The sequence below is a fragment of the Shewanella sp. SM20 genome, from assembly GCF_025654545.1.
In the GTDB taxonomy this organism is placed as follows: Bacteria; Pseudomonadota; Gammaproteobacteria; order Enterobacterales; family Shewanellaceae; genus Shewanella; species Shewanella oncorhynchi.
Genome location: NZ_JAKKRK010000027.1, coordinates 23,224 through 48,251 on the forward strand (window position 1 = coordinate 23,224; position 25,028 = coordinate 48,251).

24 protein-coding genes are annotated in these 25,028 nt (G+C 49.2%); all 24 read left to right on the plus strand.

Features of this window, described 5'->3' with window-relative positions:
• The first annotated feature begins 141 nt into the window (after positions 1-141).
• The 24 genes from L5M18_RS12640 to L5M18_RS12755 all read left to right on the plus strand — a co-directional run bounded on the left by L5M18_RS12640 (position 142) and on the right by L5M18_RS12755 (position 25,008).
• The gene (locus L5M18_RS12640) at positions 142-1,086 is read left to right on the plus strand and encodes a calcium/sodium antiporter (protein WP_105251158.1); all 945 of its coding nucleotides are present in this window, start codon (positions 142-144) and stop codon (positions 1,084-1,086) included.
• A 248-nt stretch (positions 1,087-1,334) separates the two neighbouring features.
• The gene (locus tag L5M18_RS12645) at positions 1,335-2,039 is read left to right on the plus strand and encodes a tetratricopeptide repeat protein (RefSeq protein WP_263197159.1); all 705 of its coding nucleotides are present in this window, start codon (positions 1,335-1,337) and stop codon (positions 2,037-2,039) included.
• Positions 2,040-2,157: 118 nt separating this feature from the next.
• Complete coding sequence (locus L5M18_RS12650) at positions 2,158-3,237, plus strand: sensor histidine kinase (RefSeq protein WP_263197161.1); 1,080 nt, start codon at positions 2,158-2,160, stop codon at positions 3,235-3,237.
• Complete coding sequence (locus tag L5M18_RS12655) at positions 3,237-3,833, plus strand: DNA-binding response regulator (protein ID WP_113941110.1); 597 nt, start codon at positions 3,237-3,239, stop codon at positions 3,831-3,833. The genes L5M18_RS12650 and L5M18_RS12655 overlap by 1 nt, the downstream gene beginning before the upstream one ends.
• A gap of 191 nt (positions 3,834-4,024) precedes the next feature.
• Complete coding sequence (recG, locus tag L5M18_RS12660) at positions 4,025-6,100, plus strand: ATP-dependent DNA helicase RecG (RefSeq protein ID WP_263197163.1); 2,076 nt, start codon at positions 4,025-4,027, stop codon at positions 6,098-6,100.
• Between the two features lie 203 nt (positions 6,101-6,303).
• Positions 6,304-7,200, plus strand: a complete 897-nt coding sequence (locus L5M18_RS12665; RefSeq protein WP_263197164.1) for a DUF3014 domain-containing protein — start codon at positions 6,304-6,306, stop codon at positions 7,198-7,200.
• Positions 7,201-7,537: 337 nt separating this feature from the next.
• Complete coding sequence (locus tag L5M18_RS12670) at positions 7,538-8,275, plus strand: beta-ketoacyl synthase chain length factor (protein WP_263197166.1); 738 nt, start codon at positions 7,538-7,540, stop codon at positions 8,273-8,275.
• Positions 8,268-9,143: a lysophospholipid acyltransferase family protein gene (locus tag L5M18_RS12675; RefSeq protein ID WP_263197167.1), complete on the plus strand. Its 876-nt coding sequence runs from the start codon at positions 8,268-8,270 to the stop codon at positions 9,141-9,143. The genes L5M18_RS12670 and L5M18_RS12675 overlap by 8 nt, the downstream gene beginning before the upstream one ends.
• A complete protein-coding gene (locus L5M18_RS12680) occupies positions 9,127-9,381 on the plus strand; it encodes a phosphopantetheine-binding protein (RefSeq protein WP_011787697.1) in 255 nt (84 codons plus the stop codon). Before L5M18_RS12675 ends, L5M18_RS12680 begins: the two co-directional genes overlap by 17 nt.
• A 9-nt stretch (positions 9,382-9,390) precedes the next feature.
• Positions 9,391-9,639 carry an acyl carrier protein gene (locus L5M18_RS12685; RefSeq protein WP_011787696.1) on the plus strand — a complete coding sequence of 83 codons (249 nt, stop codon included), beginning with the start codon at positions 9,391-9,393 and terminating at the stop codon, positions 9,637-9,639.
• On the plus strand, positions 9,639-10,187 hold the full coding sequence (locus tag L5M18_RS12690; protein ID WP_219251361.1) for a hypothetical protein: 549 nt from the start codon (positions 9,639-9,641) through the stop codon (positions 10,185-10,187). Before L5M18_RS12685 ends, L5M18_RS12690 begins: the two co-directional genes overlap by 1 nt.
• Positions 10,184-11,548 (plus strand): AMP-binding protein, encoded by a 1,365-nt coding sequence (locus tag L5M18_RS12695; RefSeq protein WP_263197169.1) that lies wholly within the window; start codon positions 10,184-10,186, stop codon positions 11,546-11,548. Before L5M18_RS12690 ends, L5M18_RS12695 begins: the two co-directional genes overlap by 4 nt.
• Complete coding sequence (locus L5M18_RS12700) at positions 11,541-11,948, plus strand: thioester dehydrase (RefSeq protein ID WP_263197171.1); 408 nt, start codon at positions 11,541-11,543, stop codon at positions 11,946-11,948. The genes L5M18_RS12695 and L5M18_RS12700 overlap by 8 nt, the downstream gene beginning before the upstream one ends.
• Complete coding sequence (locus L5M18_RS12705) at positions 11,942-13,819, plus strand: glycosyltransferase family 2 protein (protein ID WP_263197172.1); 1,878 nt, start codon at positions 11,942-11,944, stop codon at positions 13,817-13,819. Before L5M18_RS12700 ends, L5M18_RS12705 begins: the two co-directional genes overlap by 7 nt.
• Positions 13,816-15,390 (plus strand): histidine ammonia-lyase, encoded by a 1,575-nt coding sequence (hutH, locus tag L5M18_RS12710; protein ID WP_263197173.1) that lies wholly within the window; start codon positions 13,816-13,818, stop codon positions 15,388-15,390. The genes L5M18_RS12705 and hutH overlap by 4 nt, the downstream gene beginning before the upstream one ends.
• Positions 15,387-15,818: an acyl-CoA thioesterase gene (locus tag L5M18_RS12715; RefSeq protein WP_263197175.1), complete on the plus strand. Its 432-nt coding sequence runs from the start codon at positions 15,387-15,389 to the stop codon at positions 15,816-15,818. Before hutH ends, L5M18_RS12715 begins: the two co-directional genes overlap by 4 nt.
• The gene (locus tag L5M18_RS12720; protein WP_263197177.1) at positions 15,818-16,603 is read left to right on the plus strand and encodes a LolA family protein; all 786 of its coding nucleotides are present in this window, start codon (positions 15,818-15,820) and stop codon (positions 16,601-16,603) included. Before L5M18_RS12715 ends, L5M18_RS12720 begins: the two co-directional genes overlap by 1 nt.
• Before the next feature lie 2 nt (positions 16,604-16,605).
• Entirely contained in the window at positions 16,606-19,044 is a 2,439-nt protein-coding gene (locus L5M18_RS12725; protein ID WP_263197179.1) for an MMPL family transporter, read from the plus strand.
• 23 nt (positions 19,045-19,067) lie between these two features.
• Positions 19,068-20,357: an NAD(P)/FAD-dependent oxidoreductase gene (locus L5M18_RS12730; RefSeq protein ID WP_263197181.1), complete on the plus strand. Its 1,290-nt coding sequence runs from the start codon at positions 19,068-19,070 to the stop codon at positions 20,355-20,357.
• 4 nt (positions 20,358-20,361) lie between these two features.
• Positions 20,362-21,126 (plus strand): DUF3261 domain-containing protein, encoded by a 765-nt coding sequence (locus tag L5M18_RS12735; RefSeq protein ID WP_263197183.1) that lies wholly within the window; start codon positions 20,362-20,364, stop codon positions 21,124-21,126.
• A gap of 46 nt (positions 21,127-21,172) precedes the next feature.
• A complete protein-coding gene (locus tag L5M18_RS12740) occupies positions 21,173-22,372 on the plus strand; it encodes a beta-ketoacyl-[acyl-carrier-protein] synthase family protein (protein ID WP_263197184.1) in 1,200 nt (399 codons plus the stop codon).
• A gap of 4 nt (positions 22,373-22,376) precedes the next feature.
• Positions 22,377-22,910, plus strand: coding sequence for a hotdog family protein (locus L5M18_RS12745; protein ID WP_263197186.1), 534 nt, complete (start codon positions 22,377-22,379; stop codon positions 22,908-22,910).
• 112 nt (positions 22,911-23,022) lie between these two features.
• A complete protein-coding gene (locus L5M18_RS12750) occupies positions 23,023-23,748 on the plus strand; it encodes a 3-ketoacyl-ACP reductase FabG2 (RefSeq protein ID WP_263197187.1) in 726 nt (241 codons plus the stop codon).
• Positions 23,749-25,008 carry a beta-ketoacyl-ACP synthase gene (locus L5M18_RS12755; protein WP_263197188.1) on the plus strand — a complete coding sequence of 420 codons (1,260 nt, stop codon included), beginning with the start codon at positions 23,749-23,751 and terminating at the stop codon, positions 25,006-25,008.
• The last annotated feature ends 20 nt before the right edge of the window (positions 25,009-25,028 follow it).

A 25,028-nucleotide genomic window follows, 5' to 3' on the forward strand; every position in this document is an offset into this window, starting at 1 on the left:
AAACTAAGCACGCCTAGGGTGTGCTTTTTTATGACATATTCTGTCAAAATCCGATAAAACCACGTATCATGTGCGCCAGTCGGCCAAGGGGCAATTCCCTTGTACTTTTCCATTCAATATTAGGTTTAACAGAGTCTAACGATGCTAATTACACTATCGATTATTGGCGGTTTTATTATTTTAACCTTAGGCGCAGAAGCCCTAGTGCGTGGCGCGAGTTCAATCGCTCTACGTTTAGGTATTACGCCACTTATCATAGGCTTAACTATTGTAGCCTTTGGTACTAGCGCACCAGAACTGGCTGTGAGTGTAAAATCTGCTCTAGCAGGAAACAGCGGTATCGCCTTAGGTAACGTTATTGGCTCTAACATTGCTAACATAGGTTTGATTTTAGCCATCACGGCACTTATCCGCCCTATTCAAGTGCAATCTCAAGTCGTAAAGCGTGATATCCCTTTGATGATATTGGCTTCCATGTTGTTCTGGGCACTCTTGTTAGATGGCGAGCTCAGCCTAATTGACGGTGTGATATTGCTGTCACTACTGTTCGGTTATTTAGCCTTTAGTTACATCAGCTCGAAAAATGGTAATGAAGAGGAAGAGATTGAAGCAGGTCCAAATAATCCGCTACTTTCAGCCCTATTTATCTTAGTCGGTATTGGTATGTTAGTCGGTGGCGGTATTTTGTTTGTCAACGGCGCGGTAGATTTAGCCAAGACCTTCGGTATCAGTGAAGTCATTATCGGCTTAACGATCGTGGCGATTGGTACCAGTATGCCAGAGTTAGTAACTTCTGTTCTAGCGGCACTGAAAGGTCAGAGTGACATAGCCATAGGTAACGTTGTTGGTTCTAACATATTCAATATTTTGGGTATTTTAGGTATTACTGCAATAGTACAGCCGGTATCATCACTTGGCTTCCAACCCTTTGATTTCATAGTGATGTTGGCATTTGCCATCATGATTTTACCTTTCGCTTGGACAGGATTTCGTATTGGCCGCCGTGAAGGTTCAGTATTACTACTGTGCTACTTAGGTTACTTGGGCTACCTAATAAACCAAGCGAGCACTCAAGCTGTGGTATAACACTTAGCTGCTCATTTACGATAAAAAAACACCGGAGCCTCTCCGGTGTTTTGCTCTCTAGGTATTGTCCCCTTTATTAATCACGCACTTTCTTTAAAGCACACCTAATAAAGAATATAAGCAAATAACTCAACTGATGACATTTGTCATGCCAAAGCCATGACCTTTGTGTCTGCACTTCTTCTATCGAATTTCTGATAATGAGCCCGTACCCAAACATTGGGAAACTCACTCAATAAGGAAATACCATGAAAACATTACTCCTCGCCTCCAGCTTTATACTTATCAGTACTCACTCGTTTGCAGCAACGCCATCAAACACTAACATCACCAACGTAGATGCAGCCTCGAATGCGATTAATATAAATCAATTACAACAACTTAGCGGCAGCACTCAAGATTATGATAAAGCCTATGCGAACTATCGCTTAGCCATCAGTGCCAATGTAATGGGGCAGAAAACGCTCGCTAGCAGCGCACTGACTACAGCGCAAACCACATTAGAAGCACTCGAAACCAGCCAAGCGAATGCAGAATCCCTTGCGCTGTTATCGTCGGTTTATGGCATGCAAATCGCCTTAGATAATAGTAAAGGTGCAACGCTCGGCATGAAATCCGCCAAGGCGATTGCCAGTGCCGAACAATTAGAACCACAAAATCCACGGGTCGCATTGGTTAAAGCCATCGCCGCCTATAACACGCCAGCTATGTTTGGCGGCAGCATGCAAAATGCTAAGACCTTAGCCACTACGGCCATAGAAAGATTCGCCCAGCCTTGCGACAATATTTGCTGGGGTGAAGCCGAAGCTTACACGTGGCGCGGGCTCGCTAAACAGGAATTAGGCGATAGCCAAGGGGCGATTGAAGATTGGCAACAAGCGATCAAAGTACAAGCAGATTACGGTTGGGCAAAATTTTTGCTTCAACAAAATCAGCAATTAAGTGCAAAATAGACAAAGTTGTTAACGGGGATCTATGGCGCTGACGATAGCGCCAATCCCTAAAAAGAATAAATTAAAACAGATGCCATCGGTGGGCATTGAACAACCAACTCAGTGACACAGAGGCATCATGATAAGCACTCCCCTTCAGCTCGAACGAAAACTTGCTTGGGTGTATTTGATAAACTTAGTGTTTTATCTGATCCCACTTGCCATAAATCCCTATCCAAGCTGGAAAATCGCCCTCAGTTTTGCCGTGTTAATCCCTTTTATTGCCAGTTATTTTTGGACCTATAAGTGCAATAGCCGTAGCGCCTATCTGCCCATTCTCATTATGGTGGCCATAGCAATAGCGATCACACCAATCAACCCAGGCTCTATCTCGCTATTTACCTTTGCCGCCTTCTTCATTGGCTTTTTTTATCCCCTCCGGACCTGTCTGTTGGCTATTGCAGCCCTCATCGGCCTGTTGTTTGCCCTCAATGAGATTTACCACTTTAACAGTTACTACTTTCCGCTTTACGGCTCGGGATTAGTGCTCGGCGTGGGCATGTTTGGTGTCGCCGAACGCAGACGTTATCGACATAAATTGAAAGAACAGCAAAGTGCCCAAGAAATTACCACCTTGGCCACTATGCTTGAGCGTGAACGTATCGCGCGGGATCTACACGACATTATGGGGCATAGCCTATCTTCCATCGCCCTTAAGGCTGAGCTAGCCGAAAAGCTTATCGCAAAACAAGAATATGAACTCGCATCAACCCAATTGACTGAGCTAGGACAAATTGCGAGGGAAAGTTTAAGCCAGATCCGCCACACAGTGTCAGACTACAAACACAAGGGCCTAGAGAGTTGCGTGACGCAGCTTTGTAAATCCTTAAGGGATAAAGGCTTAAGTGTCGAGCTCAGTGGTGAGCTACCCAAGCTAGGTGCAACCACAGAAAGCCAACTGAGTTTGATCCTCACCGAACTCATTAATAATATTCTTCGCCATAGCGGTGCAAGTGAATGCTCTATCCACTTTTCTAAGCAATCAGATCGCCTGCTGCTCGAAGTCAAAGACAATGCCGTGGCCAAACCTTTTATAGAGGGTAATGGCCTCACTGGTATACGCGAGCGTCTCGACAGTTTAGGCGGCAGCTTGAGCTATAATCTCGAACAGGGATATACATTTACCGTCAGTTTACCTTTGCAGGGAGCAACACATTAATGAAGATTTTATTGGCGGAAGATCAAGCTATGGTGCGAGGAGCACTCGCCGCACTCCTCACGCTTGCAGGGGGTTTTAGTATCACCCAAGCGAGTGACGGCGACGAAGCTCTAAGCTTACTCAAACAGCAAAGCTTTGATCTCTTGCTAACGGATATCGAAATGCCCGGCCGCACAGGCTTAGAGCTGGCCACATGGTTAAAGGAGCAACATAGCCAAACCAAGATAGTGGTCATTACCACCTTCGGCCGTGCGGGCTATATTAAACGTGCCATCGAAGCGGGTGTGGGCGGCTTTCTGCTTAAAGATGCGCCCTCGGAAACCTTAGTCAACGCGATTCAACAAGTAATGGCTGGAAAACGAGTGATAGATCCTGAACTTGCCATGATGGCGATTGGCGATGTCGACCCGCTCAACGACAAAGAACGCCGCGCTCTTCGCCTCGCTAGCGAAGGCAAATCCACCTCCGACATCGCCGAAACTCTTTTTATCGCTGAAGGGACTGTTCGCAACTACCTCTCTGAAGCCATAGCCAAACTCAATGCCAGTAATCGAATCGATGCAGCCCGCATTGCCAAGCAAAAAGGCTGGTTGTAATAACACTCACAGTTAACCACGCTTTCAGCCTAATGATATCTTATCAACAATTTTGTGGTCTTAAGGCCACAGAAGGATATTAGCTATGCTTCCAAACAAAATTTGATAACACCCTAATTCCCCTTGAGATTGCCTTACGCTTATTCTCTGTTAATATATGTATAAATTCACAGTGATTGAGTGCTAACGACTTGCAGCAATTGGATCTTGTTCCGATCACCGACCTCAAAGGCGTCGCCAAAAAGGTCGCGGAGAAACTCGCAAAGCTCGGCATCACAACAGTACAAGATCTGCTGTTTCACTTACCCCTGCGCTACGAAGATAGAACCCAAATCTATCCCATTGCCGCCCTCAGCCTAGGCGGTTATGGCACTATAGAAGCTGAAATCCAATCGACACAAATCATCCAAGGCCGCAAGCGCATGCTGGTCTGCAATGTGCGCGACGATACGGGCAGCTTAAGCCTGCGCTTCTTTAACTTTTCCGTTGCTCAGCGTAATGCCATGCAAAATGGTTTGATGATCCGCGCCTATGGTGAAGTGCGCCGTGGTAGTCATCAAGCTGAGATAGTGCATCCAGAATATAAAGTGGTGTATCCCGGTGAAGATGTTCACCTGAGTGATACCCTAACGCCGATTTATCCCACGACTGAGGGCTTAAAACAGGCGAGTTGGCTAAAGCTGACGGAGCAAGCCTTGGTATTGCTGGAAGAGGGTGGCTTAACTGAACTTCTGCCACCACAATTGCAACCTAACAACATCAGCCTTAAACAAGCGCTGCAGACGCTACATCGCCCTCCTGCGGGGATCTCTCAGTTCGATTTAGAGCTAGGTCAACACCCAGCCCAGCAACGACTCGTGCAGGAAGAATTACTCGCCCACAATCTCAGCATGTTACGCCTAAGGCAGCGCAGTAATTTAGATGCCGCTGTCACCATGCAGGCCACGGGGCAGTTGCTCAATCCCTTCCTCGCGGCTTTGCCCTTTAAGCCGACTGGCGCCCAGCAAAGAGTCGTGGCTGATATAGGCAAAGATTTAGAAAAACCGCACCCTATGATGCGCTTAGTGCAAGGGGATGTTGGCTCGGGCAAAACCTTAGTCGCGGCGATGGCGGCATTACAAGCGATTGAAAACGGTTATCAAGTTGCCATGATGGCACCGACCGAGTTATTGGCCGAGCAACATGCAACTAACTTTGCCGCTTGGTTTGAGCCACTCGGACTTAAGGTAGGTTGGCTGGCGGGAAAACTTAAAGGCAAGGCCAGAACCCAATCCCTTGCGGATATTGAATCTGGCGCAGCCCAGATGGTGATTGGTACCCATGCCATCTTCCAGCAGCATGTAGTCTTTAGCAAACTCGCGTTAATTATTATCGATGAGCAACACAGATTCGGCGTACACCAACGCTTAGGCCTGCGGGAAAAGGGCGTGAACCAAGGTTTCCACCCGCATCAATTGATCATGACAGCCACACCTATTCCCCGCACGCTGGCGATGACGGCCTATGCAGATCTCGACACGTCCATTATCGATGAACTGCCGCCGGGACGAACTCCAGTGACCACAGTGGCGATTGCTGATTTACGCCGTAACGAAGTGCTTGAACGGGTGCGTAACGCCGTCATCACCGACCAACGTCAGGCCTATTGGGTGTGTACTCTGATTGAAGAATCCGAAGTGCTCGAATGCCAAGCCGCCGAAGACACAGCCGAAGAACTGCGCCTCGCCCTGCCCGAGCTCAATATTGGCCTAGTGCATGGCAGATTAAAGAGCGCCGAGAAACAGCAAATCATGGCCGACTTTAAGGCTGGTATTATTCATCTACTGGTAGCGACAACCGTGATTGAAGTGGGCGTCGACGTGCCTAATGCCAGCCTGATGATCATTGAAAACCCTGAACGTTTAGGTCTAGCACAACTACATCAACTGCGCGGACGAGTCGGTCGAGGCGCCATCGCAAGCCATTGTGTGTTACTCTACAAGGCGCCGTTGAGCCATACCGCCACCCAAAGACTGAGTGTACTCAGACAAAGCAATGATGGTTTCATCATAGCGCAGAAAGATTTAGAAATTCGTGGCCCAGGTGAAGTGCTTGGCACTAAGCAGACGGGACTGGCTGAGCTCAAAATTGCCGATCTGGTGCGCGATCAAGCTTTGATCCCACACATTCAGAAATTAGCGAGCCATGTAATGGCGCAAGCTCCCGAAAAAGTCGATGCAATTATTTTACGTTGGCTCGGGCACAGACAGCACTATGTGCAGGCTTAGGCCGTAAATATTAAAGGGTAAAGAACGAGGCGTAACATCTGCCTTTACTCGAAATAAATTGTTTATGTTCAGCTAAGCGCTATAGACAAGCGCATGGAAACTTGCAAAATGAACCTGCGGCCTTCAAATAGCCCGCTCTTGCACTTTAATGTTAGCTGCATGTATTCACCAAGTTACCTTGACACTCAAGCGAAGGATATAAAATGCAAGTTAATCAAGATGATAGAATAACACCTCAAGAGACTTCTTCTAGCAGCAATCGCTTTGCGCTTTTTGCGATAGTGCTCGTCGTGCTACTTTCTGCCGGAGGATATTATTACTACAGCGGTGATTCTGACTCACCTAAACTCATCCCTAACGCCCCTATTGTATTGCCTGAAACACCGCCATCTGAACCTATGACGCTCGAAAGTGCGCCAGAGTCTGAAACCACTGAGACGACGCCTGCCGTTACAGAAACGAACACCAATAGCACTCAAACCACTGCAGTGGCAGAGCCTGAAGTTGTCGTAGAACCTGTGCCTGTGCTGGCTGAAAGTGATGCATTTGTGCAACAAAAAGCCCTCGCCATGATCAATAACAATGTGCTGAGTTCTTCGTTAGTGCAGCAAGATCTCGTCCGCCAATTTGTGGTATTCGTGGATAACCTAGCTCAGGGTGAATTAACCCGTAAAGTTAGCCCACTTAAAGGACCAGAGAAGCTGTTCTCAGTCTCAGAAATCACCAACAAAGTGTATTTAAATCCTGAGGGTTTCCACAGATACGATGCCTATGTTGACTCGATTGCCAAAATGGACGAACAGAGCTTAATCACAACTTACAAGCAACTGACGCCGCTCCTAGAGGAAGCCTTTACCGAACTCGGCTACAGCAACGCCAAATTTAACGACAGAATGCTGCAAGCGATTAAAATGTTACTCGCAGCACCTATTATTGAAGATCCGATTGAGCTGAATTCAATTAGCGTTAACTATCAATTCGTTGACCCTAACTTAGAGGCACTACCCAGTGCCCAAAAACTGTTGATCCGTATGGGTCCAGAAAATACTCGCAAGTTGAAAGTAGCGCTGCGTAAAATCGAGAATCAATTGTCGCAATAGGTTATCAAGCTCATGCCAAAAGGCGCTCAGTGCGCCTTTTTTCATTTTAACCTGTAAGTTAAAGCGTCTGCGAAATCAGATAGCCACTGCGATGTTTGTTACTCAATGTCGAATAAGTGCTGTAAATCACAGCACTTGATCCCATTCCGTTAACCCGCACAATGCAAATGGCTTCATAAAAAGAAGGGGCATAGTGTAGAATGACCACGCTGTAGAGGGCATTTCGAGCGTCATTCTTCTAACGCGTATACTCCTCACTATGGTATGACAATCCATTAATGTTCTAACTTAGTTAGGGATAACTAAGACAGCTTAAATTTAGTGTCGAGGCAAAGTAGTGCAACTAACATTCAGCATTCTCTCTTGGGGCGCTTGGGCCCCCCAATATCAGCACCATCAAAGTTGGCAAACTTGGTGCGAGAGTTCGGCTGAGCTCAATCTCGATACGCCACCACAGTCGGATACCACCGCTCCCGCACTCAAACAAATTCCCGCCATGCAGCGCCGCCGTTTTAGTCGCTTGACTAAGATGATGTTAGAGGTGAGTTTTCAGTGCGAAATGCCTGCAAATTGTCGCTCTATTTTTGCCTCGCGCCATGGAGAGTTACAGCGCACCATTGGCCTGCTCGAAGACATTATCGCCAAACAGCCCTTATCGCCCTTAGGTTTTAGTCAGTCGGTGCACAACACCGCCAGCGGCATTTTTGGCATAATGGCGGCCAATACCGCGCCTTCAACCTCAGTTGCGGCGGGCACCGAAACCCTGTCCCAAGCTATGGTCGAAGCCTTCGCCCAATTACATCAATCGCCAGAGCCATTGTTATTAGTCTTCGGTGATGATCCAGTGCCACCAGTGTACGATGAGTTTACCCAAGAATTTGAATTACCTTTAGCCCTAGGCCTACAGCTCGCGCCCTTCGATACACCCGCTTCGGCCAAGCTCACGGTGAGCCGCATTTCTAAGGCAACAGCTTTAAATCCGCTGACCTATGGTGCATTTATCCACGCCCTAGCGACGGCGCAAAATATTTCAGGCTGCTTATCCCAATGGCATTGGAGACTTGAGCATGTTTGATGCAGCCCACAGCCATCATGCCGCTAAGGGCCATGAAGATTCAATGCTCAATGCCGCTTATACCCTGCCGGAAACTCGCCGCAAAGGGCTGAATTATGTGCCACGTTGGCTAGGTGGCGTGAGTTGTTATATCGCCTTTGGCTTAGGCGGCTTATTAAGCTCCTTGACCATTCTGCCGCTACTGCGTTTTTGGCCAGGCACACCAGAGGCGCGGATTATTCGGGTACAAAAGGCCGTGCATTTAATGTTCAAAGGCTTTGTCGCTATGCTCACTTGGGCTGGTGTGATTAAGGTCAGCAGCCACGATGCCCAAAAATTACATGATGCCAAAGGCGTTATCGTCATTGCCAACCACCCCAGTTTAGTCGATGTGGTGGTATTGATAAGTCTCATGCCCAATGCGGGCTGCATAGTCAAACAAGCTTTGTGGCGTAATCCATTTTTGCGTGGTGTGGTGTCCTGCGCGGGTTATATTCCCAATCGCGGCGCCAAACTCATGCTAGAGGATTGCCGCGAAGTGCTCGCAAGAGGCACCAATTTAATCATCTTCCCCGAGGGCACGCGTACGGTGGTCGGTGCGACCATTAACCACTTTGCCCGCGGCGCTGCCAATATAGCCTTAAGGGCTGAAGCGGATATTTTACCTGTGGTGCTACGTACCAATGTGCGTGGTTTGACAAAGGAGCAACCTTGGTATGAAATCCCAAGGCAAACCATGGGAATGGCCGTTGAAATCGGCACAATCGTTTCTTACCAGAAGTACCAAGCGGCTTTAGGTGAGCATGCAAAAATGGCCCGGCAGCTGACGCGGGATCTTGAACATTACTATAAACAACAACTCGAAAATAATTATGAACTTAAACAATGAAATAAAGCAGTTAATCATCGACTGTCTCGATCTAGAAGACGTCAGCATTGATGATATTGAAACCGATGCGCCGCTATTTGGCGAAGGTTTAGGCTTAGATTCTATCGACGCCCTCGAGCTCGGCTTAGCCATCAAGAAAAAATTTGATGTCAAAATCGAAGCCAATTCGGATGCCACTAAGGCCCATTTCCACAGTGTTGCCAGCTTAGCTCGCTTTATCGAATCACAGCGTCCATAGGAGAGGAATATGCAAAATCGTGAACAAATCCTCGCTATGCTGACCACTATTTTAGTGGACGAATTCGAAATTGATGCCGAGGCGATTACGCCTGAGGCTAACCTGTATGAAGAGCTCGATCTCGACAGCATTGATGCAGTCGACTTAGTGATAAAACTGCAGCAACTGACAGGTAAAAAGATCCAACCCGATGAATTTAAATCAGTTCGCACAATCAATGATGTGATTAATGCTATCGAAGGTTTAGTTAAAACCTAATGCGAGCCTTGCTACAGGTCTTAACCGCCCTAACTTTGCTGGCCTACCCCGTTGCCGTGTATTTAGGGCTCAATTACTTACCTGCTGGCACCATAGCGCTCGTGCTGTGTTTATTGCTGATAATGCGGCTAATGCTACAAAAGCAAAAGGTTAAGACATTAGTTTTACCACTATTGGTGGGGATTATGCTCACGGCAGGCAGTTATCTTGCCAAGCGCAGTGATTGGCTGCTGTATTACCCAGTAGTGATAAATCTCACTATGCTGGCGCTGTTCAGTTATTCACTGCACACTGGCCCTAGCATGATCGAACGTTTAGCCCGTTTGAAAGAACCCGATTTACCGGATGAAGCCACTGGGTATCTTAAAAAAGTCACTCTACTTTGGTGCGGCTTATTTATCTTCAATGGCACTATGGCGGCTTACACCGCTGGCTTTACTAGCTTAGCAACCTGGACCTTGTATAACGGTTTGATTGCATACGTACTCATGGGACTGCTCCTCGGTGGGGAGTGGTTATATCGCAGCTTTTGGTTGAAGAAAACATGACACAGCTACTCAAAAACTGGTTAACCCAAGGGCCCTTTGCCCAACAACTGATCAGCTTTAATCACCACGACATAGTCACAGGTGCATTATTTACCAATCAGGTGGCGTATTTTTATGAGCAACTGCTGGCCGCGCCAGAGAAAAAATGGCTGCTCGCGAGTGATACCAGCGATCTGTTTGCTGTCGGTTTATGTGCGGCGCTGTTAGCAGGCAAGGAAATTATCTTACCAGCCAACACCCAAACGGGCACGCTGAGCGAGTTAACCCACCAGTTTGAAGGCATATTGTCGGACAAGCCATTGTGTGAAAGTCAGGCCTTTATTCTACTGAGAAAAGAGCTGAGCCTGCCGAGCAAGCCTTGGCCGGCGAGCGAGGCTATCGGTGAACTTGTGCTATTTACCTCCGGCAGCAGTGGCGAACCTAAGGCGATCCGTAAAACACTTCAGCAATTAGACGTTGAAGTCTCAGTGCTCGAACATACCTTTGCCGAACATTTACCCCATTGCAGTGTGGTTTCAACGGTTTCCCACCAGCATATCTATGGCCTGTTATTCAAAATTTTGTGGCCACTCGCCGCCAGTCGGCCGTTTTTAAGTGAGCAGATTGAATACCCAGAAACCTTAAGCTATTACACAGCCTTACTGCCAAACCTATGTTTGATCAGTAGCCCAGCCCAGTTATCGCGTTTACCTAAGGCCTTAGAGCACGAGCGGCAGCTGCGCTCACCTAGCTTAGTGTTTAGCTCTGGCGGGCCCTTAAGTTTTGCGGCGGCTCAGGGGATCAGCCAATGCTATGGCCATCTGCCCATCGAAATTTTTGGTAGCACAGAAACGGGCGGCATCGCCTATCGCCGTCAGCATGAGGCCGATGAACCTTGGCAAGTGTTTGACAGAATATCGATAGATCAAGATCCTAACGACGGAGCCTTGCTACTTAAATCACCCTATTTGGCCGACGATGAATGGTTGCGCTGCGAAGATAAAATCGAACCAACCGAAAATGGCCAGTTTAGACTCAAGGGCCGACTCGATCGCATCGTTAAGATTGAAGAGAAACGCCTATCACTGGCACAAATGGAAACGCTGCTCTGCAGTCACGCCTATGTTGAGCAAGCCGTACTTGTCGTATTGCCGCAGTTTAAATCCCAACTGGGCGCGGTAGTGACCCTCTCCGCACTTGGCCGCAGCGTGCATCAAGAGCAGGGAAAACTCAGTATCAACAATGCGTTAAAAGCACATTTACTGACACAATTTGAGCGAGTCACCCTGCCACGCCGCTGGCGTTATCCCGATATTTTGCCGCTGAACACTCAGGGTAAGCGTGTCACTGCCCAGTTAGTCGAGTTATTTGATCATGATTAAATCGAGTTTACCGCCGATCCTGCATTCCAATATCGGCATGGATAACATTGAATTACGTCTGTTAGTGGCGGCCGACCTTGAATCTTTTAAGGGACATTTTCCCGAGCAAGCCGTACTGCCAGGCGTGACGCAATTAGATTGGGCGGTGCGTTTAGGCTGCCAATATTTCGGCTATTGCGAAGCCGTAGCCAACTTAGAAGTGCTTAAGTTTCAGCAACTCATACTGCCGGGGCAAGAAGTCACCTTAAGCATTAGCAACAATGCAGCTAAGGGAAAACTCACCTTCGCCTATAGCGATGGTGAAAACCGCTACGCGTCAGGTCGTATCGCCTTCGATATCTCGCCAGTTAACTGCAAGCCTTCTGATACCAACAGCAGCGATGGGGCGAGCCAGTGCTAACACCTCCCAGCGACTTAGTAAAGTCGGCGCCCATCAAGCTCGCCTTAGTGATCCCCAATTACAATCACAGTGCCGCAATTGCCCAGACCTTGGCCGAACTCGCCCAATTTAATCTGCCCTGTTATTTGATTGATGATGGCAGCAATGACGAAACCCGTTATCTACTGCAATCCTTAGCCCAAACCTATCCTTGGGTGACTTTGCTGCTGCATCCTTACAACCGTGGTAAAGGCGCTGCTGTGATGACGGGCCTACGCCGAGCCTACCGCGATGGCTTTAGTCATGCACTGCAGGTCGATGCCGATGGTCAACACAATCTAGCCGATATTCCAGCTATGGTAGCAAGGGCGCAGGCTAAACCCGATGAACTGATTTCAGGCAAACCCGAGTACGATGAATCCGTGCCTAAGGGCAGGCTCTATGGCCGTTATATCACCCATTTTTGGGTGTGGGTCGAAACCTTAAGCTTTGATATTCAAGATTCTATGTGTGGCTTTCGCGTTTATCCGCTGGCCGCTACTGAGCGATTACTGCGCCAGCAAGCCTTAACGGAGCGAATGGATTTTGATATTGAAATCCTCGTAAAACTCTACTGGCAAGGGATGGAAATTTTATTCCAGCCGACTAAGGTGATTTATCCCGAAGGTGGTGTTAGTCACTTTCAAGGTGTGGCCGACAATGTGCGCATCACTAAACTGCATACCAAGTTATTTTTCGGCATGCTCAAACGCCTGCCTTGGCTATTGAAGCGTAAATCACAGCAACAAGCCGCGCAAAACTCCCATTGCTCGTCAGCAACACAATCGACTTCAGCAACATCATCAACTTCAGCCACCCATTGGTCGGGCATGAAGGAGCGCGGCAGTTACTGGGGCATCAAACTGTTAGCCGAGAGCTATCGTATTGGCGGCCATTGGTTGTGCCGCGCCATTATGTATCCTGTGATTTGCTATTTCTTTCTCACGGGCAAAGTCACCCGTAACGCCTCGTTAGACTTCCTGCGCCGCGTACAAGTACTTGAGCCGCAACATCCTAAGCTCAATCAGCCCATAGGCTGGCGCGATAGCCTGAATCACTTTTTAGCCTTTGGCAATGCCGCACTCGATAGAATCGATGCCTGGTGCGATCGCATCCAATTGAGCCAAGTGGATTTCCCCGATCGCCAAGTGCTGGCCGACCAACTCGAAAGCGGTAAAGGCGCCGTGTTATTGGTGTCTCACCTTGGCAATTTAGAACTTTGCCGCGCCATTTCAATCCACCAGCGCAAAGTCAAAGTGAATGTCATGGTGTTAACGAGCCATGCGGAAAATTTCAATAAGGTACTCAAACAGTTAAATCCAGATAGCACGCTTAATCTTATTCAAGTGACCGAGCTTAACCCCGCGACGTCTATGCTGTTGCAACAAAAGATAGAAGACGGTGAACTGGTGGTGATCGCGGGCGATAGAACCTCGCCGAATACCCAAGGTCGCGTCATGTACGCGCCGTTTATGGGGCAAGACGCAGCGTTTCCCCAAGGGCCGTTTATTTTGGCAGGTTTACTCGATTGCCCTGTTTTTTTAATGTTTTGTCTGCGGGAACAAGGTCGTTATCGGGTGCATTTAGAGCACTTCGCCGAAACACTTAAAGGCCCAAGGGCGGGCAGAATGGACAGATTACAGCAGGCCGTGAACCGCTACAGCGAACGTTTAGAATACTTTGCCAGACGCGAGCCTTTGCAATGGTTTAACTTCTTCGATTTCTGGCGTAAAGACAGCGAGTTAGAACGCGCATCAGCCAATTCAGTACAAGCCGATGCTGTAACAACAGAATCAGCATCATCGCAGATCCCAGAGCAGGATCATAAGACAGACAGGACAAGTCATTCATGAGCCACACCCAAGCCGCCGACTCAAAGAATCAATCAGACTTAAAAACTGTTGAGTTCGGCCGTCAATTTATCACCTTAGAACAAGTGGTTGCCATCGCCAAAGGCGCGCCAGTCAAGCTCTGTGATGATGCGGATTATCAAGAATATATCCAAAAAGGTGCGCGCTTTATCGATAGCCTGCTGCACGAAGAAGGCGTGGTCTATGGCGTAACCACAGGTTATGGCGACTCTTGCACAGTCAATGTGAGCTTAGATCTGGTCCACGAATTACCGCTGCATTTAACCCGCTTCCACGGCTGCGGTCTAGGCGAGACCTTAAGCATAATGCAGGCACGCGCTGTGATGGCTTGCCGTTTAAATTCCTTAGCCATTGGCAAATCTGGCGTGACCTATGAGCTATTAAAGCGCATCGAAACCTTGCTCAATCTCAACATAGTGCCAGTGATCCCAGAGGAAGGTTCGGTCGGCGCCAGCGGGGATTTAACGCCGTTGTCGTATTTAGCCGCTGTATTAGTCGGTGAGCGCGAAGTGATTTACCAAGGTGAGCGCCAAGCGACTCAAGCTGTGTACGCTAAGCTCAACATCATCCCACATATCCTGCGTCCAAAAGAAGGCTTAGCCCTGATGAACGGCACGGCTGTGATGACAGCTTTAGCCTGCTTAGCCTTTGATCGCGCACAATATCTTGCTCGCTTGAGTAGTCGCATTACCGCCATGGCCTCGTTAACGCTAAAAGGCAACTCGAACCATTTTGATGAAATCTTATTTGCCGCCAAACCGCATCCGGGCCAAAACCAAATCGCCACTTGGATCCGTGAAGATTTAAATCACCACGAACATCCACGTAATTCTGATCGTCTGCAGGACAGATATTCCATCCGCTGCGCACCGCACATTATCGGCGTGTTGCAGGATGCCCTGCCGTTTATGCGTCAGTTTATCGAAACCGAAGTCAACAGCGCCAACGACAACCCGATTGTCGACGGCGAAGGCGAGCATATTCTCCACGGTGGCCATTTTTACGGCGGCCATATCGCCTTTGCGATGGATTCGCTGAAAAATACTGTGGCTAACTTAGCAGACCTTATCGATCGCCAAATGGCACTGGTAATGGACCCTAAGTTTAATAATGGCTTACCCGCTAACTTATCCGGCTCAACCGGCCTGCGCCGCGCGATTAATCATGGCTTTAAAGCGGTGCAAATTGGGGTATCGGCGTGGACAGCAGAAGCGCTCAAGCACACTATGCCAGCCAGCGTGTTCTCGCGCTCGACCGAATGCCACAACCAAGACAAGGTGAGCATGGGCACTATTGCCGCCCGCGACTGTATGCGCGTGCTGCAATTGACCGAACAAGTCGCAGCGGCTGCATTACTTGCCATGACCCAAGGTATTGGCCTGCGTATCGCACAGAATGAACTGGACGAAGCCTCGCTCACCCCTTCATTAGCGAAAACACTCGCCCAAGTGCGCGGTGATTTTGAGACCTTAATCGAAGACCGACCGCTTGAAGCCGTGCTGCGCCAAACCATAGCTAAAATCCAAGCGGGTGAATGGGAAGTGTGCCGATGAAATCATTGATCACTATCGATATGGAAATGCAAATCCCCTTCCACGATGTGGATTCCATGGGGATCACTTGGCATGGTAATTACCTGCGTTATTTCGAGATTGCTCGCTGCAAACTGCTCGATGAGTTGGGCTACAACTACCGCCAAATGCAAGCATCTAACTATGCGTGGCCAATTATCGATTTGCAGATTAAATACGTCAAAGCCAGCACCTTCGAGCAAAAAATCACAGTCCGCGCCGAGTTAGTCGAGTGGGAAAACCGCTTAAAAATCAATTATCAAATCCGCGACGTTGAAACGGGTGCGCGCATCACTAAGGGTTATACCATTCAAGCGGCGGTCGATATGTGCACCCAAGAATTGTGTTTTGTCACCCCAGAGGTGTTCCGTGACAAAATCGCCACCCTGCTCGCTAAGGTTGAAGACTAATGAACTCAGTACTAGCCAAGAGCTCTGCGTTGACGAAGAATCCTGTGCTGGCGAAGTGTGCATTACTCCTCTGCCTTGCTTGCGGCTTGGCTTGTACTTTGATAACCCTGCCACTCAAAGCAGAAACCTTAGCTGAGCCCGGTGTTTATCAAGCGCTCTTTAGCCAAAATGCGGATACCGCGCAGCTTGTCGCCTTAAGCCAAAAGCTTAACTTGGGCGAAACGGTTCGTGGCAACTTTGTGCAATCTCGGCAGTTGAAGGTGCTCAAAAAGCCGTTAATCAGCCAAGGTCAGTTTATCTTCGATCAGACCCAAGGGCTGATATGGCAGCAGATAAAGCCCTTCGAATCCCTGCTGATTTTAAAAGATAAGCAGCTTATTCAGCGCGATAGCCAAGGTCGAGTCCAAGTCAGCAAGGCCGATGCCTCGGCGAGCACCGCCGCTATGGGCGATTTATTACCCAGCCTAGTGCGCGCTATGCTCGGCGGTGATATTTCCGGTTTAAGTGAAAACTTTGAACTGCACTTCCTCATAACAGAAAGCTTGAACACAGACGGCCAATGGCAATTAGGCCTAACGCCCAAAGATCCCTTAATGAAAAAAGCCATCGCCAATATGGTGTTAGAGGGTGGCGATACCTTGCAATCCTTAGTGCTGCTGAGCGCAGCGCCGAGTGTGAGCCCACAGGATATGACCCGCATCGACTTTAGTGCGCTTTCCCAAGGTAAACTCAGCGAAACCGAATTGACGCAGTATGCTGTGGCGATAGAGGCGAATAAACCTTAACCATGGCCGCCAATTTCACCGCGCGCGCCAATCAAGCGCTAATACAATCATCCCCTAAATGGCGCCTCGCCATTTGGTTGCTATTGATGCTGTCTGCTAGTCTATGGACGTTGCAACTTTGGCAAAACGGCGCAAGGGTGCAGAGCGATATTCTCGCCATGCTGCCCCATTTACAGCAGGACAAACTCACAGAACGCGCCCTTAACCAAGTTGAAGCGACGCTCGCCGATCAAGTCTATATTGCGCTCGTCGCCAAGGATGAAACCACGGCAATCGCTGCGGCTAAGCTGTTGATGCAAAAGCTTGAAACTGACCTTGTTTCTACTGGCAAAAATGCTGCACTTACAGATATTCGCAGCGCCAATATGCAGCTCGGTGAAACCTTGGGGCAATACTATTTCCCCCACAGATTTAAATTACTGACAGTGCCACAAGCTGAGGCGTTAGCAACGAAAGACATTGGAAATCTGATTGAAGCGGCCACCGCACAGCTTTACAACGCCTTTAGTTACGCCAATAGCAACTTGCTTGCCCAAGATCCGCTGCTGTTATTCCCCGCCAATTTACTCGCCCTCGCGCCGAGTTCAAAAGTCAGAGCCAGCCAAGGTATTCTGCTGGCTAATCAAGGCGATAATGTTGCCGCGGTTGTTATGGCAAAGGGCCAAGAAAGTGCTTTTAATCCCAATGCGCAATTAGCGCAGATGACGGCATTAACAGTAACTTTGGATGCCGTTGAAAAAAACTATCCCGATATTACCGTGCTTAAGGCTGGCGCCCTGTTTCACGCGATTGCGGCGACACAAACGGCTAAGAGTGAAATCTCGATTCTTGGTCTTGCATCCTTACTTGGGGTAATAGCTTTAGTCTGGCTGGCGTTTCGTTCTGTGATGCCGCTACTTTTGGCAATCGTTACCATTTCCAGCGGGCTGTTGCTGGCCGTAACTTTTACCTTAAGCGTGTTTGGCGAGCTGCATTTACTCACCTTAGTGTTTGGTACTAGTTTGATTGGCATTGCCATCGACTACAGCTTTCATTTTTACTGCGAGCGCTTAAGCGATACCGAACGCAACGCAAAGGCGACGGTCGCGTATATATTCCCAACGGTGACGCTTGCCTTTATCACCAGTGCCTTAGCTTATGTGGGCATAGGTTTAGCGCCGTTTCCTGGGATGCAGCAAGTGGCGATTTTCTGCGCCGCGGGACTGCTCGGGGCCTATCTCACCCTCATTCTCGCCTACCCACTGTTAGCGGGAAGTCGTTTGCCATCGGGCTCCCGCCCATTAGCGTTAGCGGGGAAGTACCTTGCCAACCTCACTCAGTTATCCAACAGATTGACCACGCCGTTAGGCATGGGCATGTTTGCTTTAGTGATAGTAATGTGGTGTCTGGTTGGCGTAACCAAGTTAACCGTCGATGACGATATTCGCCATTTACAGCAAAGCCCCGCGAGCGTGACTGAACCTGAAAATAAGCTCAGGCAGCTACTCAGCGGCGGCACAGATAATCAATTCTTACTGGTACGCGCCGCGAATGAAGAAGCACTACTACAACAGCTTGAGCGAGTGTCGCCACTACTCGATGCCGCTATTGCGAATCAAGAGTTAGGCAACTACGTCAGCCTCAGCCGATATCTTCCCAGCCATCAAAGGCAAGACACGGCTTATCGCTTACAGGGTGAAATCTATCAAACTCAGATAGATACTGTGCTCACAAGCCTTGGGTTGGATGAGAACTTAAAGCCAGAGCTGCAAGCAAGCTACTTAGCAGCTAAAGAGCAATATATCAGTCCAGCAGATTTCTTTACGCAAGAGGCAGGCAAGCAACTCGCACCGCTGTGGCTAGCACCAAATGGCAAGGCCACCGACTATGACGTTCTAAATGATGGGGCGAGCGCTGAGTATGGTGCAATTGTCTTGCTTGGCGGCATTAAACAGATCTACGCGATCAAGGCGCGCTTTGCCAATGATCAAAGCGTACAACTTATCGATAAAGTCGCGGATATCTCCGCCGTCATGGGCCATTACCGACTGTTAACCCTAAAGCTGTTAGCGCTAGCACTTGGTATCGCACTCTTGTTGTTTAGCCTGAATTTTGGCATTAAAAAAGCCACGGTTGTGGTTGCCGTTCCAGCCCTTGCGGCCTTGCTAACGCTTGCAACCTTAGGCTTAACAGGCTCGCCGCTGAGTCTGTTCCATGCACTCGCGCTCATTTTAGTTTTCGGGATTGGGATAGACTACAGCTTGTTCTTTGCCTCTGCTCAAAACCACGGCAAGGCAGTGATGATGGCGGTATTTATGTCCGCCTGCTCGACCCTATTAGCCTTTGGTTTACTCGCCTTTAGCCAGACCCAAGCGATTCATTATTTTGGTTTAACCCTGTCACTAGGTATAGGTTTAACCTTTTTACTTTCGCCACTGATTTTAACGACTAAAAAGTCCTGATAACGACAAGGAACGTACTTTACATGACTACACCCGCTCACGATTTATCAGCTATGCCAAATTCACTTGCCGTCAATGTGGCTATTATCGGCGCAGGACCTTCAGGCGCCATTGCCGCCAGCTTGCTACACCAACAAGGCAAGCGCGTGCTGGTGTTAGAAAAACAACATTTCCCCCGTTTTTCCATCGGTGAAAGTTTACTGCCCTGCTGCATGCAATTCATCGAAGAAGCCGGCATGTTAGACGCACTCAATGCCGCTGGATTCCAGCATAAAAATGGCGCCGCCTTTCGTCGCAATGGCACTTACACTACCTTCGATTTTACCGATAAATTTACCCCAGGGCTGGGCACCACATTCCAAGTGCAGCGCGCCAGTTTTGATAAACTGTTAGCCGATACCGCCCAAAGCCAAGGGGTCGACATCCGCTATGGCGAAACCGTCGAGGCGATAGATTTAACCGAGAATCCATGCTTAATGGTGCGCAATGAACAGGGCGAGCTTTATCAAATCAGCGCCCAATATGTGCTTGATGCCAGTGGTTTTGGCCGTGTGTTGCCACGCTTGCTCGACTTAGAAAGTCCATCTTGCCTACCACAGCGCAGCGCCATCTTTACCCATGTGGAAGACAACATCAGCGATCCTCACTTTGATCGAAATAAGATTTTAATCAGTGTCCACCCTGAGCATAAAGACATTTGGTATTGGCTCATTCCCTTTAGCAATGGCCGTTGCTCACTCGGCGTGGTTGCCGAACCGCAATTACTTGCGCGTTTACAAGGTTCGCTTGAGCAACAATTGATGAACATAGTCAATGAAGAACCAGGACTAAAAGCCCTACTGGCAAACGCTAAGGTGGTGCAAGAATGCGCCACACTCAAGGGTTATTCAGCCAATGTGTCACGGCTTGCGACCGACAAGTTCGCCCTACTGGGTAATGCCGGCGAGTTCCTTGATCCGGTATTTTCCTCCGGCGTCACTATCGCCATGCAATCGGCATCGATGGCAGCAAAATGTGTGACTAAACAACTCAATGGTGAAACGGTTGACTGGCAAGCCGATTACTCAGCGCCTTTAATGCAGGGGGTGAATACCTTCCGCACCTATGTGCAAGCTTGGTATGATGGCCGCTTTCAGGATGTGATCTTCTATGAAGAACCGAATCCACGCATCAAGCAAATGATTTGCTCGATTCTGGCGGGCTACGCTTGGGACCTCAATAATCCCTTCGTTAAAGACTCGGAGCGCCGCCTGAACATGGTGGTCGAATTGTGCCAAAACCAAGTTGCCATTCCTGAATTTGCAGAGGCGTAACCGCATGTCGCTTAACTTTGACGCGAAATGGCGAGTGTTCCCCGCGCTACTGATCATCAGTCTAGGGCTGACGGGATGTAGCGAACTGCTGTTCAGGCAAACCTGTGTCGGCCTCGCTAAAGACATGCGTTATTGCTTGGCGCCACTGCCCCATGATTTTGCCCCCGCAGCCGATAAGCCTCTGACTAAGCCGACGGCCAAACCTGCCGACATTAGCAGCCCGCAAACCGAGAGCAAAACGGGCGTATCCTCACCCCAGTCCTTTAGCCAAAAGGTCAGCATTAAAGTGGGTGATAAATCCCACGAGCTGCTCACTCAATTAGAGTTAGAGAATGAGCGCATGACGCTCGTTGGCTTAGCGCCACTCGGACAGGCTTTGTTTACCTTAGTTTATGATGGTAATACACTCAGCAGTGAACAAAGCATGCTGCTAGGGGACAGTTTTAAAGCTGAGTATTTAATGGCGATGATGCAACTGATCTATTGGCCTGAGCAGAGTATTCGCGCCCATTTAGAAGGTGGTCATTTAGTCACAGGCCTTTGCGATACGGTTGGGGGAAATCAGGGCGATACGCTTATAGGCACCCGAGAGAATACAATCCTCTGTCGCCAGATCTATAGTCAAGACACCTTGATCAGTAAAAGCGGCCAGCAAACCCATGTGGTGCAAATCCGTTATCAACAAAATATCGGCGATGCTCTTTGGCAAGCCCACATCAGCTTAACTATGCCACAAGCTAAGTTTGAGCTAGAAATCGAACCTATTTAATCTGTTAGCATCCGCACTTAACTGTGCCATGGTAAAAAGACACACAATGATGAACAGAGTAGCTATTACACAGATTGGATTGTGTACCCCGCTAGGGCAAGATCCCCAGCAAGTTTTAGACCGCCTGATCGCCGGTGATACCAGTGCGATGCTGCGCAGTGACACTCTCCTGTTCGAGCACCCAACCTTAGTTGCCCCCGTGACGACAGCGCTACCAACCATTCCCGAAAAACTCATTCAGTTCGATTGCCGTAACAACCAATTACTGCTGTGCGCCGCACTGCAAATTGCGACCACAGTTGAACAAGCGAAACGGGATTTTGGTCATGCCCGTATTGGTGTTGTGCTAGGCACAAGCACTTCAGGGATTTCAAAAGGTGAAGCCGCGCTGAGCTACCGCAATCAACACGGATACTTTCCCGCGGATTACCACTATTTCCAGCAAGAGCTCGGCAGCACCAGCGACTTTTTACGCCAATATTTTGAGCTAGATGGCCCTTGCTACACAATTTCAACCGCCTGCTCATCCAGCGCCAAAGTGTTTGCCAGTGCCAAACGCCTATTAAAGGCTAACCTCTGCGATATGGTGATTGTCGGCGGTGTCGACAGTTTATGCCAACTCACAGTCAATGGTTTTCACGCCTTAGAGTCTGTCTCGAAAGGCCACTGCAATCCTTTTAGTATCAACCGTGATGGCATCAATATCGGCGAAGGCGCGGCGTTATTCACCCTCACTTTGGGCGAGTCAGAGGTCATGCTAGCGGGTATTGGCGAGTCGAGCGATGCGCACCATATGTCGGCGCCACACCCCGAAGGCGCAGGCGCGATCAAAGCCATGCAAGCGGCGTTGCAAGATGCACACATTGCAACAAAAGACATTGGTTACATAAATTTACACGGTACAGCCACGCCTAAAAATGATGCGATGGAAAGCCGCGCCGTGGTTGAGGTGTTTGGCGTGAACACGCCCCCTTGTAGCTCGACCAAGCCCTTAGTCGGCCATACCTTAGGTGCCGCTGGCGCCATTGAAGCCGCCTTCTGTTATTTATTACTTTCAGCACATAATCACGGCAAAGCCCTGCCGCCCCACCAATGGGACGGACAAGTCGATCCACAGGATCCGTCCATTGCCTTAGTCGAGCGCCATCAAGTCGCCGCTAAGGGCGCGCTTAATTATGTGATGAGCAATTCCTTCGCCTTTGGCGGCAGTAATGCCAGCCTGATTTTCTGCCGTAACGAGGCCTAGTACCATGCAGTTACTTAAGATTAACCAACCCTTTGCCGAACAGGATATTGCCGATTTTATTCCCCATAGGGCACCGATGATTTTGCTCGATAAAATCATTGGCTATCGGCGTGATAACCTAGAGACCGAAGTCACTATCACGGCGCAAAGCCCTTATTTCGATGATAAATATCAAGCCGTACCCAATTATGTGGGTATCGAATATATGGCCCAAAGTATTGCCGCCCTTGCTGGGGTTGAGGCAAAGCTTCGCAATGATAAAATCCGCGTGGGCTTTCTATTGGGATCGCGCAAATTAACCTTGTATGCCAAGCAATATGAGCTCGGGCGCACCTATCGCACCCAAGTCAGCCGCCTCTATCAAGAGGAATCGGGATTAGCGGTATTCGATTGCCAAATTTATCTGCTGCCCGAAGCCGGCACTGAGCTAGAAAAGAGCTTAGTGGCCCAAGCCAATGTGAATGTGTTCCAGCCTCAGGACACACAAGCCTACCTTGCAGGCAATCAAGACGCGGCAAATAGAAGCCTTGGGCACTAAAGCAATAATGTAGATAAAAAAGCCTTAAAGCGCCTTAACAAGCAACCTTTTTACCATAAATACATGAAACCCCATACCGACACATAACGATAAAATGGGGTGGAGAAAAAAGATGAATAACAGAGTATTAGTTACCGGTTCGAGCCGCGGCATTGGTAAAGCCATCGCCCTAAAACTCGCCGCGACGGGTTTCGATATCGCCCTGCATTACCACAGTAACCAAGCGGCTGCCGATGACACTGCCGCGCAAATCCGCGCGCTTGGGGTGAATGTGAGCCTGCTGAAATTTGATGTCGCCGACCGCGCCAGCGTCAGAGCCGCCATTGAAACCGACATCGAGGCCAATGGTGCCTATTATGGCGTGATCCTCAATGCTGGTATCAACCGCGATACCGCCTTTCCTGCTATGACAGAAAGCGAGTGGGACAGCGTCATCCACACTAACTTAGACGGCTTTTATAATGTCATCCATCCCTGTGTGATGCCTATGGTACAAGGCCGCAAGGGCGGGCGCATCATCACCTTAGCCTCAGTTTCTGGGATTACGGGCAACCGTGGCCAAGTCAATTACAGCGCCTCAAAAGCGGGTATTATCGGCGCGACTAAGGCATTGTCATTAGAACTGGCAAAACGCAAAATCACCGTCAACTGTATCGCCCCCGGCTTGATTGAAACCGACATGGTGGCCGATATTCCTAAGGATATGGTCGAACAATTAGTGCCGATGCGCCGCATGGGCAAACCCAGTGAAATCGCCGCCTTAGCCGCATTTTTAATGTCTGGCGATGCCGCCTATATCACTCGCCAAGTGATATCGGTCAATGGAGGCATGATCTAAATGAGCGAAGCGACAAATCAAACCCGCTTAGGGAAACGAGTGGTCGTCACTGGCATTGGCGGCATTACCGCCCTAGGCCATGATTGGGAGGCGATAGCGGCGAGCCTTAAGGCGCAGAAAAACTGTGTCGTTACTATGGGTGACTGGGATAAATACGATGGCCTCAATACCCGCTTAGCTGCGCCCATTAGCGACTTTGAAGTGCCAAGCCATTATTCGCGTAAGAAAATTCGTTCTATGGGTCGGGTTTCCATCATGGCGACCCGCGCCAGTGAACTTGCATTAATCGATGCGGGATTGTTGGACGATCCTATCGTGTCCTCGGGTGAAATGGGTATCGCCTATGGCTCGTCCACTGGCAGTACCGATGCCATCATCGCCTTTGGCGATATGTTGAAAACCGGTGATATGTCGGGCGTCACCGCCACGAGTTATATCCGCATGATGGCACACACCACAGCGGTGAATGTGGGGGTATTTTTCGGCTTAAAAGGCCGAATTCACACCACTAGCAGCGCCTGTACCTCGGGGAGCCAAGGCATAGGTTACGCCTATGAAGCCATCAAATACGGTCATCAAACCTTAATGTTGGCGGGCGGCGGTGAAGAACTCTGCCCCACAGAGGCTGTCGTGTTCGATACCTTATTTGCCACCAGCACTAAAAACAGCACTCCCGAACTCACGCCACGCCCCTTCGATGCGAGCCGTGATGGCCTCGTGATTGGCGAAGGTGCTTGTACGCTGGTACTCGAAGAGCTCGAACACGCCAAGGCGCGCGGTGCCAAGATTTACGCTGAGTTAGTCGGTTTTGGCACGAATTCAGATGGCCAACACGTCACCCAACCAAACGCGCAGACCATGGAAATCGCCATCAGGTTGGCGCTCAAAGACGCACAGCTTGAGCCTAGCGCCATAGGTTATGTGAACGCCCACGGCACGGCAACGGATCGCGGTGACATCGCCGAAAGCCACGCGACCCATGCAGTTTTTGGTGCTGGTATGCCGATTTCATCCCTTAAAAGCTACACGGGCCACACCTTAGGAGCATGCGGCGCGTTAGAGGCTTGGGTGAGTATTGAGATGATGAATGCGGGCTGGTTTGCGCCGACACTTAATCTTGAAAGTATCGACCCACAATGTGCCGATTTGGACTATATCCGCAACGAACTGCGCCCAATCGACACAGATTATGTGATGAGTAATAATTTCGCCTTTGGCGGCATTAATACCTCGCTGATTTTTAAACGCTGGACCCAATAACAACATATAAAAAACCCATA

Bases quoted from the DNA above. Each gene is read 5' to 3' on its own strand.
- L5M18_RS12640 (WP_105251158.1), top strand. From the start codon at position 142: ATGCTAATTACACTATCGATTATTGGCGGTTTTATTATTTTAACCTTA.
- L5M18_RS12645 (WP_263197159.1), top strand. From the start codon at position 1,335: ATGAAAACATTACTCCTCGCCTCCAGCTTTATACTTATCAGTACTCAC.
- L5M18_RS12650 (WP_263197161.1), top strand. From the start codon at position 2,158: ATGATAAGCACTCCCCTTCAGCTCGAACGAAAACTTGCTTGGGTGTAT.
- L5M18_RS12655 (WP_113941110.1), top strand. From the start codon at position 3,237: ATGAAGATTTTATTGGCGGAAGATCAAGCTATGGTGCGAGGAGCACTC.
- L5M18_RS12665 (WP_263197164.1), top strand. From the start codon at position 6,304: ATGCAAGTTAATCAAGATGATAGAATAACACCTCAAGAGACTTCTTCT.
- L5M18_RS12675 (WP_263197167.1), top strand. From the start codon at position 8,268: ATGTTTGATGCAGCCCACAGCCATCATGCCGCTAAGGGCCATGAAGAT.
- L5M18_RS12680 (WP_011787697.1), top strand. From the start codon at position 9,127: ATGAACTTAAACAATGAAATAAAGCAGTTAATCATCGACTGTCTCGAT.
- L5M18_RS12685 (WP_011787696.1), top strand. From the start codon at position 9,391: ATGCAAAATCGTGAACAAATCCTCGCTATGCTGACCACTATTTTAGTG.
- L5M18_RS12690 (WP_219251361.1), top strand. From the start codon at position 9,639: ATGCGAGCCTTGCTACAGGTCTTAACCGCCCTAACTTTGCTGGCCTAC.
- L5M18_RS12695 (WP_263197169.1), top strand. From the start codon at position 10,184: ATGACACAGCTACTCAAAAACTGGTTAACCCAAGGGCCCTTTGCCCAA.
- L5M18_RS12700 (WP_263197171.1), top strand. From the start codon at position 11,541: ATGATTAAATCGAGTTTACCGCCGATCCTGCATTCCAATATCGGCATG.
- hutH (WP_263197173.1), top strand. From the start codon at position 13,816: ATGAGCCACACCCAAGCCGCCGACTCAAAGAATCAATCAGACTTAAAA.
- L5M18_RS12715 (WP_263197175.1), top strand. From the start codon at position 15,387: ATGAAATCATTGATCACTATCGATATGGAAATGCAAATCCCCTTCCAC.
- L5M18_RS12720 (WP_263197177.1), top strand. From the start codon at position 15,818: ATGAACTCAGTACTAGCCAAGAGCTCTGCGTTGACGAAGAATCCTGTG.
- L5M18_RS12725 (WP_263197179.1), top strand. From the start codon at position 16,606: ATGGCCGCCAATTTCACCGCGCGCGCCAATCAAGCGCTAATACAATCA.
- L5M18_RS12730 (WP_263197181.1), top strand. From the start codon at position 19,068: ATGACTACACCCGCTCACGATTTATCAGCTATGCCAAATTCACTTGCC.
- L5M18_RS12735 (WP_263197183.1), top strand. From the start codon at position 20,362: ATGTCGCTTAACTTTGACGCGAAATGGCGAGTGTTCCCCGCGCTACTG.
- L5M18_RS12740 (WP_263197184.1), top strand. From the start codon at position 21,173: ATGATGAACAGAGTAGCTATTACACAGATTGGATTGTGTACCCCGCTA.
- L5M18_RS12745 (WP_263197186.1), top strand. From the start codon at position 22,377: ATGCAGTTACTTAAGATTAACCAACCCTTTGCCGAACAGGATATTGCC.
- L5M18_RS12750 (WP_263197187.1), top strand. From the start codon at position 23,023: ATGAATAACAGAGTATTAGTTACCGGTTCGAGCCGCGGCATTGGTAAA.
- L5M18_RS12755 (WP_263197188.1), top strand. From the start codon at position 23,749: ATGAGCGAAGCGACAAATCAAACCCGCTTAGGGAAACGAGTGGTCGTC.